Here is a 12,135-nt window from a genome sequence, read left to right as displayed (position 1 = left end):
GCTGCGAAGCCGATCAGCGGCAGTCTCCACCCATGCGCACCAGCAGCGCTGAACGGTGCGGATTGAGGTACGGGTTGATTTCACCGACCTGGCATGACGCCAGGTTCTGCAGTTCCGGTGCGAGGGGTTCTTGCACAAACAGCAGCCCCGCCGGACGGGACTCGGCTTGCAACTGCGCCACCGTCAGCGGCGCCACCGGCCGGCCCATGTAATAGACCAGACGGATATCCGGCTCACCGAGGGTATAAGCCTTCTGCCCCGGCTGCCCGTCGGCCAGCGTGGCAATCTGCTCAAGACCGTCAACCCGGTGCGACAGCACCCGTGCTTCGACGAACATGTAGAACACCACGAACCCGGCCAGCATCACGTAGGGCACAACGGCCAGGACCGTGCGCCAGCGTCCCTTCAGCTCATCGAGCAGCGCCGACCAGTGCATCGCCAGCAGCAACGCCATGGACGGGTAAACCGGCAACAGGTACTTGCCATGCTTTTCGGTGAACAGGGAAAACACCAGCAGCGGCAACAGGCTGCAGCACAGCAGCATGCCGGCCTCGCGGTGCGAGCGGATCATTGCCCAGAACTTGCGCGGCTGCACAAACACGATCAGCCAGAACGGGAAGAAATCACCGGCCAGGTACAGCAGATAAGCGTACCAGGCCTCGGCGCCCTGCCCGTCGATCTTCTTCACGATGTCTTCGCTGATGATCGAGGCCCAGATGCCCCAGCCCTGACTCACCGACACCGCCAGGTACCAGGAACTGCCCAGCACCACGGCAATCAGCCAGCCCCAACCGTCACACAGATACGCCTTGGCCCGCGCATCGCGATAGATCAAGGCATAGGCCAGGATCGGCGCCGTCACCCACAACAGGCAAACCGGTCCTTTGGTCAGCAGTGCACAACCCAGCAGCACGTAGCTGAGCCGACTCCACAAGACCCGGCCTTGCTGGAAGATGAATTGCCAGGCCGCCAGCAGCGCGCCGAAGCACAGCAGGGTCAACACCATCTCGATTTCCGAGCGCCGTGCGAACAGGCTGAAGGCACCGTTCGCGGCCAGGAACACCACGGCGAACAGACCGACCTGCCGCCCCGCCTGCCGAACGCCGTACAGGTAGGTGCCAAAACAGCACAAGGCGGCGGCCAGCGCCGAAGGCAGGCGCACGCTCCACTCGGACAAGCTGCCCAGCACCGCCGTCGAAACCAGGCCGGCCCAATAGAAAAACGGCGGCTTGGACAAGTACAAGTCGCCGTTCATGTAAGGCAGCAGCCAGCTGCCTGCCTCGCGCATTTCACGCACGGTAACGGCGCGGCGGGCCTCGTTGACACTGAGGAACGGCACGCTGCCCAGCCCCCAGAAAAACAGCAACGCAATCGCGATGGCCACAAGCAACGTAATATTCCGGGTCGATAACGATCCGCGCATGACCTACTCCTTCAGGTGTTTGCTTTTTTTGATCAATTGCAGGTTGCGAAAATAGACGATGGAGCCAAACGCCTGACCGGCGATGAACACCGGGTCTTCGCGGTAAATGGCATAGGCGAGCAACAGGGTGCTGCCGACGATGCTCAGGTACCAGAAGCTCACCGGAATGATGCTGCGTTTTTTGTATTCGCTGTACAACCACTGCAGGACAAACCGCCCGGTAAAGGCGATCTGGCCGGCAAAGCCGACGATCAGCCACAAGGCTTCACGGGAGATGTTCATCCTTCGATCTCCTGGGCAATGGTGTTCAACCGCGTACGCTTGATCAGCCACCAGACACCGAACAAATCGAGAATGCCGACCAATGCACGGTCCAGGTTGCCGTATTTCGACACCCCGGCCGTGCGCGGCCGGTGATTGACCGGGTGCACGATCATGCGGCCGTTATGGCGCTGGATCAGCGCTGGAATATAGCGATGCATGTGGTCGAAGTACGGCAGGCGCAAAAACGCCGCGCGCTCGATCAGCTTCAGGCCGCAACCGGTGTCCGGGGTGGCGTCCTTGAGCAGGCGGCGGCGCAGGTTGTTGGCGAAACGCGAGGCGTAGCGTTTGCTCGCGGTGTCGCGACGGTTGACCCGGTGCCCGGCGACCAGCTGCACATCGACCTTGTCCGGCTCGCCGCGCACCAGCGCGAGCATGCCGGGGATGTCCGCCGGGTCGTTCTGGCCGTCGCCATCGAGGGTCGCCAGCCACGTGCCCCGTGCCTCACGGGCCGCATGGTAGAGCGAGGTGCTCTGCCCCAGCGAACGCTCGTGATGGAGGATGCGCAAAGTGTTCAAGCCGTCGTGGCGGATCTGCCGCAGTTCATGCAGGGTCGCGTCGGTGCTGCCATCGTCGACGACGATGATTTCGTACGACTCATCGGCCAATGCGATGCGGATTTCCTCAAGTAGCGGCTTGAGGTTGTTCGCTTCGTTCTTGGCGGGAATCAGTACGGATACAAAAATGTCTTGGCTCATGGAGTCTCTCTCGCCTTATTGGATTTCTTTTATCAGAGGCGAATCAAGGTGTCGTACACCGGCCGACTCGATGCAGGGCTCAGCTATTCAGGGCGATGACGACAACAGTCCTCTGCCCCATGGACGCGCTCGCGCGCGACCCCGCATACGGTGCCCGGCCATTTGTAAAAATGGCGTTAATATTTCATACACTTTTTGTCATCATTCCCCGGATGCCCCAGCGAATTCGGTTGCGATTGGCGCCCGCCCATCTAAAGTGCACCCACGCACGTGAAAAACATGAACCGGGTAAGGATGCACAACCATGAGCACTGACCAAGAGACGACTTTAGACGAGCCGCGGCTCAACAGTACGGAAATCCGCATTCTGGGCTCGTTGATCGAGAAGCAGGCCACCAGCCCGGAAACCTATCCCCTGACCCTCAATGCCCTGGTGATTGCCTGCAACCAGAAAACCAGCCGCGAGCCGGTGATGAACCTCACACCAGGTCAGGTCGGCCATAGCCTGCGCGTCCTCGAAGGACGCGGCTTCGCCAGACTGGTGATGGGCAGCCGCGCCGACCGCTGGGAGCACAAGGTCGACAAGGCCCTGGAACTGGTGCCGGCGCAAGTCATCCTGACCGGGCTGATGTTTCTGCGCGGCCCGCAGACCGTCAATGAACTGCTGACCCGAAGCGGCCGCATGCATGAATTCGAAGACGCCGAACAGGTGGTGCATCAGCTCGAACGCCTGATTGCCCGGGGTCTGGCCGTGCTGATTGCGCGTCAGGCGGGCCAGCGCGAAGACCGTTACACACACGCCCTGGGCGATCCGGAAGATATCGAAGCGATCATGGCGGCAAGGAACAACCCGTCCGAGCGTGGCAGCAGCGGGGTTTCGGTTGAACGGATAGAAGAGCTGGAAGCGCGGATTGCAGCGTTGGAAGAAAGACTCGATCGGCTCGAATAGCCTGGATTTTTGCCTGACACAGAACCTGTGGGAGCGAGCTTGCTCGCGATGGCGGACTTTCAGTCACATCAATGCCGGACAGGCCAACGCTATCGCGAGCAAGCTCGCTCCCACAGTAGTTTGAGGGTGTCTGCGCTTACTCGCCGTCCCAGTAATCCACCCCATCCGCCTGCCGGGCCACCGCCACAAAACCTGATGCATTACCCTCGGCATCGACCTTGAAGTCATCCATCACGGCGTATTTTCCGGAATCCGGGTACTCACAGATCTCCGGCGATTGCTGGGTGCTGACGGCCAGGTAACGCAACTCGCCATTGCTGGTATTGATGATCTGATGCGCCCTTTCAGGCCCGCCCGGCGGGCAGGCAATCACATCACCGGCGCGAATTGGAAAACGTTCGGATCCCAGGCGGACTTCCCCTTCCCCGGCCACGACGTAGAACATTTCCTCATTGACCCGATGACTGTGAAACGGGCTGCCACGCATGCCTGGCTCCAGCACATACAGGCGATAACCAAGCTTTTGCGCCCCCAGCAGCTGACCGACACGGGCCAGACGCTGTTGATAGCGACCGGCGGTCTCACCGGTCGGCGCAATCGCTTCGGGTAGCGGTTCAAGTTCGACCGAATTCAGATTGAGAATGGGGGGATGCATCGACACCTCCTGGTGTCCTGTGTGGGAAATACGTTTCCTTTTGACGAGTGCCTGTGGCTGTCCGGCAAGGCGCCGCGACGAGTCATAGCAGGGCTATGGCGAGGAGTGGCAACGCAGGCGGGCGGCCACAGGTGCCGTCAAAATGGAACAGCTTATTTCCCACACAGGACACTAGCTGCGGGCAAAGGCTACTGCCTTGTGGAATTGCTCGTCCGTCGGACGCACGCCGGTATACAGCACAAATTGCTCCAGTGCCTGGATCGCGATGACTTCCAGCCCGGTAATGACCCGCTTGCCTTCGGCACGAGCATGCACGATCAGCGGTGTTTCCGAGGGAATCGCCACCACATCAAAGACAGTTTCCGCTTTTTCGATCACGTCAGGCTCGAAGGCCAGTTGATCGGCCTCCGGTCCTCCCGTCATGCCGATCGGGGTGACGTTGACCAGCATCTGCGGGCGACGACTCCCCAGCTCTGCCTGCCACTCATACCCCAACGACTGCGCCAGTGCCTGCCCGGCGCGCTCGTTGCGGGCCACGATCAGGCCGTTTTCATACCCGCCGTCGCGCAGGGCGCTCGCCACGGCCTTGGCCATGCCGCCGCTGCCGCGCAGGGCAAAGGTCGAGTCCCTGGGCACCTGGTGTTTTTCCAGCAGCTGGGCAACGGCAATGTAATCGGTGTTGTAAGCCTTGAGATGACCGTCGGTATTAACGATGGTGTTGATCGATTGAATCGCGGCGGCAGACGCGTCGAGTTCATCAACCAGGGCGATGCAGGCTTCCTTGAACGGCATCGACACGCCACAGCCACGAATCCGCAGGGCGCGAATACCGGCAACGGCGCCCGGCAGGTCCTGGCTGGCAAAGGCCTTGTAGTAAAAATTCAGGCCCAGCTGTTCATACAGATGATTATGAAAACGCAGACCAAAGTTCCCGGGGCGCCCTGAAAGGGACATGCACAGCTGGGTGTCTTTGTTGGGGTTCATCTGCATGGGGAAGCTCCTTCAAATGCACTTTTCGGATGGACGGGTTTAGCCCCCCATCGGGTTCTGATCGATCATATAAGCCTGATTACACGGACTTACACAGGTCGGTAAGAAAGTCGGTACAGACCTTACACAAAATTTACCAAGCGGCTGTGCTGATTTTCGAAAAAACGCTGTCTTAGAAGTATCCCCGCGACAATCCCTGGGTCTATTGCAGACACAGGCGCCGGGCTGAAGAACCGAGGAACTATCATGATCCGTAAAGTCCCCACAGTTGCCTTACTGATCGGCGCCCTCGCTATCGCAGGACAGGCGCAAGCCCATGGTGGTGGTGGTGGTAATTACTGGCAAGGCCCGGCGGTATTTGGCGCAATAGTCGGTACTGCCATCGTCGGCTCGGCCCTGATCAACGCCAACCGCCCGGTTTATGTCGCACCGCAACCGGTCTACTACCAGCCAGCGCCGGTTTATTACGCACCACCGCCTCCGGTTTACTACCAGCCGGCGCCGGTCTACGTGCAACAACCGATGTACTACCGTCCGGCCCCGGTCTACTACTACGGACCACCCCGTGGTTACTACGGCCATCACTACGGTCGCTGGTAACGGACTCATCAAGCCCCGCTGATATAGCGGGGCTTTTTTTGGGGCGTTTATTGGTTTGGATTCGGACGTGGCCTTTTGTAGGAGCTGGCTTGCCAGCGATGGTCGTTAACGATAACCCGTGTGAACTGGATAAACGCGGCGCACTTGAGTCCATCGCCAGCAAGCTGGCTCCTACAGGTATTGCGTTATCGGTGTTTCCCGGGATTGCGTGAAGATCCTTTTTTATGCCCTTTTGTCGGTGCAGGTCTGGATAAATCTCGCCAAGGTCGTTATCGGAACAGCGTTGGCGACTCAAGTTGGCAAGATTGACCTGGTATTGTTTCTGCCGTGCGGCAGCAAACTGTCATATTTACGTCATGTCAGGTCCGCAAGCTCGGGTCTGTCCGTCAATAACAGGTTGATAACAACAAGGACGACCACATGCCAACACAAAACCCGCACCGCATCGTCGGTCTGTGCACCTCCAGCAAGGTCTACAACGCACTGACCGAACTCAAGCACTTGGAAGGTCATCGCAGCGCCAAGTTTCTCTCGCTGCTGACGCAAAACCTGGTGCGCAAGGGCCTGCTCAACGAGCAGGAAGTGGTTCATATGCTCGATCAGGTGGTCAGCTGACCGACCAACGGTCGTTTGCCCCCGCTGGCATCAATGACCACTATCGAAAGCGTTGATTACCCCTCAAGGCACCCTGACCTTAAAGTAACTCCACAGATTGATGGAGGTACTTGTCATGTCCAAGGTTCAGATCATGTCCGTTATCGGCAGCGCCGTCCCTGCACAGCTCAGAGAGCTGGGCATGCTCGCCTGTTGGTATCTGGTGCAGGATGGCGTGCAGATCAGCGGCCCGCTCACTTCGCTGCCCGCCGCCCGAGAGCTGTCGCAACGCATCGGCACCGGCCAGTCCGGCAGGCTCAGCGCCTAAGGCAGCTGCACCCGCGGTTTGGTTTCAATGAAAATGTCCCAGCTCGACATGAACAGGGCTGCGATCAGCGGGCCGATGACAAAGCCGTTCAACCCGAATATCGCCAGGCCGCCGAGGGTCGAGATCAGGATCATGTAGTCCGGCATCTTGGTGTCCTTGCCCACCAGCAACGGCCTGAGCAGGTTGTCCACCAGTCCGATCACGAAGATCCCGAACAGGCCCAGCACCACGCCTTGCCAGATCGCCCCGGTCAGCAGGAAAAACACGGCCACCGGCGCCCAGACAATCCCCGCCCCGACCGCCGGCAACAGCGACAGAAACGCCATCAACACCGCCCAGAGCAATACGCTGGGAATGTCCAGAAACCAGAAAATCAGACCGCCCAGCGCGCCTTGCGTAATCGCCACCAGCAGGTTGCCCTTCACCGTGGCCCGCACCACACGATTGAACTTGAGCTGCAAACGGCGTTTCTGCTGTTCCTGCAACGGCACCGCCAGGCGCACCTTGCGCGCCAGTTCCGCACCGTCGCGCAGGAAGAAAAACAGCAGGTACAGCATGATGAAAAAGCTGACGATGAACTCGAACGTGCCCTGGCCAAAACTGAAGACCTGAGTGGCGAAGAACTCGTTGCCGGTCATCGCGCTCTTGATGATTTTCTCCCTCAGCCCATTGAGCTCCCCGATGCCGAAGCGGTCGAGCAAATGCTGGAAATATGACGGCAGGCTGTGCTTGAACTGCGCCACATACCCGGCGATGTCCAGCTCCCCGCTTTCGATGTTCTTGTAGAGCGTTGTTCCATCCTGGACCAGGAAGAAACCGAGGACTATCACAGGCAGGATCGCGATAAACAGGCAGATGCTCAGTGTGAGCAGTGAAGTGAGGTTGCGCCCCCAACCGAACTTCAGTTGCAGCCGCCGTTGCAGGGGAGCGAAGAGGATCCCGAGGATCACCGCCCAGAACACGGCGCCGTACAGCGGCAACAGAATCCAGACGAAAGCGATGCTCACCAGGGCCAGCAGGACGGTCAGCGATTTGTCTTTCAGGGTTTCGTCGTTCATGTAGGATCCATGCCAGTCTGCCCGGACGCAAAGGTGCATCCTGATGCTTCGGTCACCACGGCCAGCACGAGTGCCCTCCGTTCGTGAACAAAGCATAGATCCAGATCAATAAACCCTCGGGCCAAGTCGTTTACCCTGCGCGGCTTTTGCGATCGACCCGCCATGAACCTGATTGCTCCGCAACTGCTTGCCCCCGCCGGCACCCTGAAAAACATGCGTTACGCCTTCGCCTACGGTGCCGATGCCGTGTACGCCGGCCAGCCGCGCTACAGCCTGCGGGTGCGCAACAACGAATTCGACCACGCCAACCTGGCCCTCGGCATTCGCGAGGCCCAGGCTCAGGGCAAGCGCTTTTACGTGGTGGTGAACATCGCGCCGCACAACGCCAAGCTCAAGACCTTCCTCAAGGACCTGGCGCCGATCATCGCCATGGCGCCTGATGCCCTGATCATGTCCGACCCCGGCCTGATTATGCTGGTGCGTCGCCACTACCCGCAGATGCCAATCCACCTTTCGGTGCAGGCCAATACGGTGAACTGGGCGAGCGTCGAATTCTGGCAGCAGCAAGGTTTGAGCCGGATCATCCTGTCGCGGGAGCTTTCGCTGGAAGAAATCGCCGAGATCCGCGAGCAAGTGCCCGCCATGGAACTGGAAGTATTCGTGCACGGCGCGTTGTGCATGGCCTATTCCGGGCGTTGCCTGCTGTCGGGCTACATGAACAGGCGCGATGCCAATCAGGGCAGTTGCACCAACGCCTGTCGCTGGAAATATTCGGCGCAACCGGCCACGGAAAACCAGCTCGGCGAGATCGTCCAGACATTCGATCCCGAACCGACCCTGGGCATCGGCGCGCCCACCGGGCAGGTGTTTCTGTTGCAGGAAGCCAATCGTCCCGGCGAACAGATGCCGGCCTTCGAAGACGAACACGGCACTTACATCATGAACGCCAAGGACCTGCGCGCCGTGCAGCACGTCGAACGCCTGACACACATGGGCGTGCACTCGTTGAAAATCGAAGGCCGGACCAAATCCCACTTTTACTGCGCGCGCACCACCCAGGTTTATCGCCGGGCAATCGACGACGCAGTGGCGGGCCGGCCCTTCGACCGCAACCTGATGACCGACCTGGAGTCCCTCGCCCAGCGTGGCTACACCGAAGGTTTTCTGCGCCGGCATGTGCATGACGAATACCAGAACTACCAGAACGGCAGTTCGGTGTCGGAACGCCAGCAGTTTGTCGGAGAACTGACCGGCCAGCGCCGGGATCGCCTGGCCGAGGTCAAGGTGAAGAATCGCTTCGGCCTGGGCGACCACATGGAACTGATGACGCCCAAGGGCAACTTCCACTTCGACCTGCATCAGTTGCAAAACGCTAAAGGTGAAGCGATCGACGTAGCGCCGGGCGACGGGCATACGGTGTATTTGCCGATACCGGATGCGGTGGATCTGGATTTTGGATTGTTGATGCGGGATATGGGTGTGTCTTGATCTTCAAATACACACAAAACACCTGTGGGAGCGAGCTTGCTCGCGATGACGGAGTGTCAGTCGCCAGCAACGTAGACTGATACAACGCTATCGCGAGCAAGCTCGCTCCCACAGGTACCGCGTCAGGCAAATTCCTCGCGCAGCATCGCCACAAACGCCTCACGCGCAGGGTGCACTCCGGCGTTTTCGTGCCAGTAAAACAGGTTGTCGACGGCGGTCAGTTCGGGGAACTCAAACCCCGCGCACCCGGCACCTTTGGCGTATTGATCGAAGATGCCTTTGGGCACCAGCGCCACGCCAGCCCCGGCGCTGACGCAACCGACAATCGCACCATAACTGGCCAGGCTGACAATCGGCAGTGCCTGCCCTTGTCGCAACAGCCAATGCTCCAGCGCCGCCCGGTACGGACAGCCCTGGGGCCACATGAATACGGTCTGGTCCTGCAAATCGCTGATGTCCCGCAGCGGCCCCAGGGAGGTCGAGGCGATCAGCAGCAGATCTTCGCGGTACATCGGCGTGCGCTTGAGGTGCGAACGCTCGACATCCACCGCCACGATGGCGCCGTCGAGCTTGTGATTGAGCGTGTCATCGAGCAACTGGCCCCAGGAGCCGGTGGTCAGTTCCAGCGCCACCTGCGGGAAACGCTTGTGGAATTTCGCCAGCAGACGCGGCAAACGCCCGGTGGCCGACGACTCGATGGCCCCGATGCGCAAGGGACCGGAGGGCTCGGCCGAAGGGTCGACCGCGCGCTTGGCCTCGGCGGTGAGGGCGAGAATTTTCGAGGCGTAGGCCAGGAAGGTCTGCCCCGACGGGCTGATGCGCAGACCGCGACCCTCACGCAGAAACAGCGCCACTCCCAACTCTGCTTCCAGCGACTTGATCCGTGCCGTGATATTCGACGGCACGCAATGCAGCAACTCGGCGGCCCGGGCAATGCTGCCGACGTCGGCCACGGTCTTGAACATGCGAATCTGTGCCAGCTCCATACATCACCCACAGTGAACGGTTAGCGCAGTATAAGTCAGTTGTGGCGAACGATCATGGTTCTGATACTCAGTGCACCTCCTATCGGTGCCCAACCATGAATCCACTCACGCCCTCCCCATTGAAAATCATCCCGGCCATGGCGTTTGTCGTGGCGTGCTGGGGCTATTCCCCGACCGGCATTCATATCGGCCTGCAGGCCTACGACCCCGTGCATCTGGCGCTCCTGCGCTTCTTGCTGGCTTCCGTGTTCATGGCCGTGGTCGCGATATTCAAAGGCATTCGCCTGCCAAGCCTGCGAGACTTACCGCTGATGTTCGGCCTGGGTTTCTTTGCCGTGAGCCTGCACCACGTGGCGATCAACTTCGGACAGCAAGGCGTCAGCGCTGGCGCTTCGAGCGTCCTGGCCCAGACCACGCCGTTGTTCAGCACATTGATTGCGCGCTTCGTGTTCAAGGATCGGGTGAGCCTGTGGCGCTGGGGTTGTGTGCTGCTCGGGCTACTTGGCGTGGTGATTGTGGTGGCGGGCGACCATGGCCTGGGCAGCATTGACGCCCACGGCTTGCTGATCCTGCTGGCGGCGGTGTCCTGGAGTCTCTACTTTGCCCTGCAAAAGCATCACACCGGGCGTTATGACGGGCTGACGCTGGTGTGTTACACGGTGTGGTCCGGGACGGTGCTGTTGCTGGTTTACTTGCCCGGCCTGGTGGATCAAGTCGCCCTTGCGCCGCCGCACGTGCAGTTTGCGGTGATCGCCTTGGGGATATTCCCCAGTGCCCTGGCCTATCTGGCCTGGGCCTATGTGCTGGCGCATGTCGATTTGAGCCGGGCGACGATGACGCTGTATTTGACGCCGCCGACGGCGATGGTCATTGCGTCTTATGCGCTCGGCGAACGGCCGACGTTGATGATCGTGGTGGGCGGGCTGGTGGTGTTGGCGAGTGTGCTGGCGTTGAATCTGGAGCGGCGGGCTGTCGTTGTTCAGGTTGCCCGGGCCTGATCCATGTTTTTTGCTACCTGAACTGACGCCTTCGCGAGCAAGCCCGCTCCCACAGGTTCAGGGTCTGCTCAAGAACCGCGGCAAACATAAAACCCTGTGGGAGCGGGCTTGCTCGCGAAGAACGACAACTCGGTATAACTGAAAAAACGCCCCCTGATCAGCATCAACTGGGCGAAAACCGGTCACGGCTGTTACTCAGGTGCAGCCACATCGCCGCCCGCGCCGCGTCCGGGTCCTGGCGCCTGATGGCATTGAGAATCGCCTCATGCTCGAGGTTGGCCAGCTCGCCGAGTTTGCTCAAGTCCACTGCGCCACGCTCGGCCGCATTGACCCGGGTGCGCGGGATCATGGCACTGCCCAGGTGCTGCATGATCTCGGTGAAGCACAGGTTGCCGGTGGCTTCGGCGATCAGCAGATGAAAACGCCGGTCGGCTTCGACACAGCTGTCGTTGTTGGCCAGCAGGCGTTGATAGTCATCCAGCGCTTCACGCATCTGCGCCAGTTGCTGATCGCTGCGGCGCATTGCCGCCAATGCGGCCGCCTGGGTTTCCAGGCCCATGCGCAACTCCAGAATGCTGCGGACCCCCAGCGCGGTATCGACATTGAGCCGTAACCCCTGCTCCGGTGCGCGCTCGATCACGAACGTGCCGATGCCATGCCGGGTTTCCACCAGCCCCGAGGCCTGCAACTTCGAGATTGCCTCACGTACCACCGTGCGACTGACCCCGTGTTCCTGAACGATGGTGTTTTCCGACGGCAACTTGTCACCGGGCAACATCTGGCCGAGCAGGATGCGCTGGGTCAGTTTTTCGACCAGGTCATGGGCCAGGTTGTGGCTGCGCTTGCGGGCGGGAACTTCGAGGTCTTCGTGCATGAGGGTGTCCGGAAATCAGGGCTATCGAATCGTAGCACCGCGCCTGCCGGGAATCTTGAAAAACCTCACGCAACTTGTATGACAACACTCATCATCACGCCCCTGTAGAGCCATTTCAAAGGCCAGAGATCACCGTATAAAGAATAAAAACCCCCAGACACGGCGCCATTTTG

The 12,135-nt window shown here is 60.1% G+C and carries 14 protein-coding genes; 6 read left to right on the top strand and 8 right to left on the bottom strand.

Annotated features, from left to right (window positions below):
* Window positions 1–13: 13 nt before the first annotated feature.
* Genes ACEN8Z_RS11890 through ACEN8Z_RS11880 form a run of 3 tightly spaced genes read right to left on the bottom strand, consistent with a single transcriptional unit; the run spans window position 14 to window position 2,442 of the window.
* Complete coding sequence (locus ACEN8Z_RS11890) at window positions 14–1,423, bottom strand: ArnT family glycosyltransferase (RefSeq protein WP_495597760.1); 1,410 nt, start codon at window positions 1,421–1,423, stop codon at window positions 14–16.
* A 3-nt stretch (window positions 1,424–1,426) separates the two neighbouring features.
* The gene (locus tag ACEN8Z_RS11885) at window positions 1,427–1,705 is read right to left on the bottom strand and encodes a lipid-A-disaccharide synthase N-terminal domain-containing protein (protein ID WP_204934500.1); all 279 of its coding nucleotides are present in this window, start codon (window positions 1,703–1,705) and stop codon (window positions 1,427–1,429) included.
* Window positions 1,702–2,442 (bottom strand): glycosyltransferase family 2 protein, encoded by a 741-nt coding sequence (locus tag ACEN8Z_RS11880; protein ID WP_495597759.1) that lies wholly within the window; start codon window positions 2,440–2,442, stop codon window positions 1,702–1,704. The genes ACEN8Z_RS11885 and ACEN8Z_RS11880 overlap by 4 nt, the downstream gene beginning before the upstream one ends.
* A gap of 304 nt (window positions 2,443–2,746) precedes the next feature.
* On the opposite strand from ACEN8Z_RS11880, the gene ACEN8Z_RS11875 reads away from it, so the two are divergent.
* Window positions 2,747–3,391, top strand: coding sequence for a YceH family protein (locus ACEN8Z_RS11875; protein WP_495597758.1), 645 nt, complete (start codon window positions 2,747–2,749; stop codon window positions 3,389–3,391).
* A 136-nt stretch (window positions 3,392–3,527) separates the two neighbouring features.
* Here the strand turns inward: ACEN8Z_RS11875 and ACEN8Z_RS11870 are convergent, their stop codons facing one another.
* Together ACEN8Z_RS11870 and ACEN8Z_RS11865 are read right to left on the bottom strand one after the other, a co-directional pair.
* Window positions 3,528–4,046, bottom strand: coding sequence for a cupin domain-containing protein (locus tag ACEN8Z_RS11870; protein WP_495597757.1), 519 nt, complete (start codon window positions 4,044–4,046; stop codon window positions 3,528–3,530).
* Window positions 4,047–4,217: 171 nt separating this feature from the next.
* Entirely contained in the window at window positions 4,218–5,036 is an 819-nt protein-coding gene (locus ACEN8Z_RS11865; protein WP_495597756.1) for a shikimate 5-dehydrogenase, read from the bottom strand.
* A gap of 246 nt (window positions 5,037–5,282) precedes the next feature.
* Here ACEN8Z_RS11865 and ACEN8Z_RS11860 point away from each other — a divergent pair, with 246 nt between their 5' ends.
* From ACEN8Z_RS11860 to ACEN8Z_RS11850, 3 genes are all read left to right on the top strand, one after another.
* The gene (locus tag ACEN8Z_RS11860; protein ID WP_495597755.1) at window positions 5,283–5,636 is read left to right on the top strand and encodes a hypothetical protein; all 354 of its coding nucleotides are present in this window, start codon (window positions 5,283–5,285) and stop codon (window positions 5,634–5,636) included.
* Window positions 5,637–6,056: 420 nt separating this feature from the next.
* Window positions 6,057–6,251, top strand: a complete 195-nt coding sequence (locus ACEN8Z_RS11855; RefSeq protein WP_007988042.1) for a hypothetical protein — start codon at window positions 6,057–6,059, stop codon at window positions 6,249–6,251.
* A 115-nt stretch (window positions 6,252–6,366) separates the two neighbouring features.
* Window positions 6,367–6,558 (top strand): hypothetical protein, encoded by a 192-nt coding sequence (locus tag ACEN8Z_RS11850; RefSeq protein WP_008004165.1) that lies wholly within the window; start codon window positions 6,367–6,369, stop codon window positions 6,556–6,558.
* Here the strand turns inward: ACEN8Z_RS11850 and ACEN8Z_RS11845 are convergent.
* Window positions 6,555–7,616 (bottom strand): AI-2E family transporter, encoded by a 1,062-nt coding sequence (locus ACEN8Z_RS11845; protein ID WP_495597754.1) that lies wholly within the window; start codon window positions 7,614–7,616, stop codon window positions 6,555–6,557. The two genes, ACEN8Z_RS11850 and ACEN8Z_RS11845, sit on opposite strands and share 4 nt — an antisense overlap.
* A 162-nt stretch (window positions 7,617–7,778) precedes the next feature.
* Here ACEN8Z_RS11845 and trhP point away from each other — a divergent pair, with 162 nt between their 5' ends.
* Window positions 7,779–9,104: a prephenate-dependent tRNA uridine(34) hydroxylase TrhP gene (gene trhP, locus ACEN8Z_RS11840; protein ID WP_495597753.1), complete on the top strand. Its 1,326-nt coding sequence runs from the start codon at window positions 7,779–7,781 to the stop codon at window positions 9,102–9,104.
* A gap of 122 nt (window positions 9,105–9,226) precedes the next feature.
* On the opposite strand, the gene ACEN8Z_RS11835 is transcribed toward trhP, so the two are convergent.
* Window positions 9,227–10,090 carry a LysR family transcriptional regulator gene (locus tag ACEN8Z_RS11835; protein WP_310060211.1) on the bottom strand — a complete coding sequence of 288 codons (864 nt, stop codon included), beginning with the start codon at window positions 10,088–10,090 and terminating at the stop codon, window positions 9,227–9,229.
* Window positions 10,091–10,185: 95 nt separating this feature from the next.
* Here ACEN8Z_RS11835 and ACEN8Z_RS11830 point away from each other — a divergent pair, with 95 nt between their 5' ends.
* Entirely contained in the window at window positions 10,186–11,088 is a 903-nt protein-coding gene (locus ACEN8Z_RS11830) for a DMT family transporter (RefSeq protein WP_495597752.1), read from the top strand.
* A gap of 163 nt (window positions 11,089–11,251) precedes the next feature.
* On the opposite strand, the gene ACEN8Z_RS11825 is transcribed toward ACEN8Z_RS11830, so the two are convergent.
* Window positions 11,252–11,962: a FadR/GntR family transcriptional regulator gene (locus ACEN8Z_RS11825; protein WP_495597751.1), complete on the bottom strand. Its 711-nt coding sequence runs from the start codon at window positions 11,960–11,962 to the stop codon at window positions 11,252–11,254.
* Window positions 11,963–12,135: the final 173 nt, after the last annotated feature.

This window comes from Pseudomonas sp. Pseusp10, from assembly GCF_059492225.1.
Note: the sequence above shows the minus strand (reverse complement) of the source record. Positions and strands in the feature narration are given on the sequence as shown.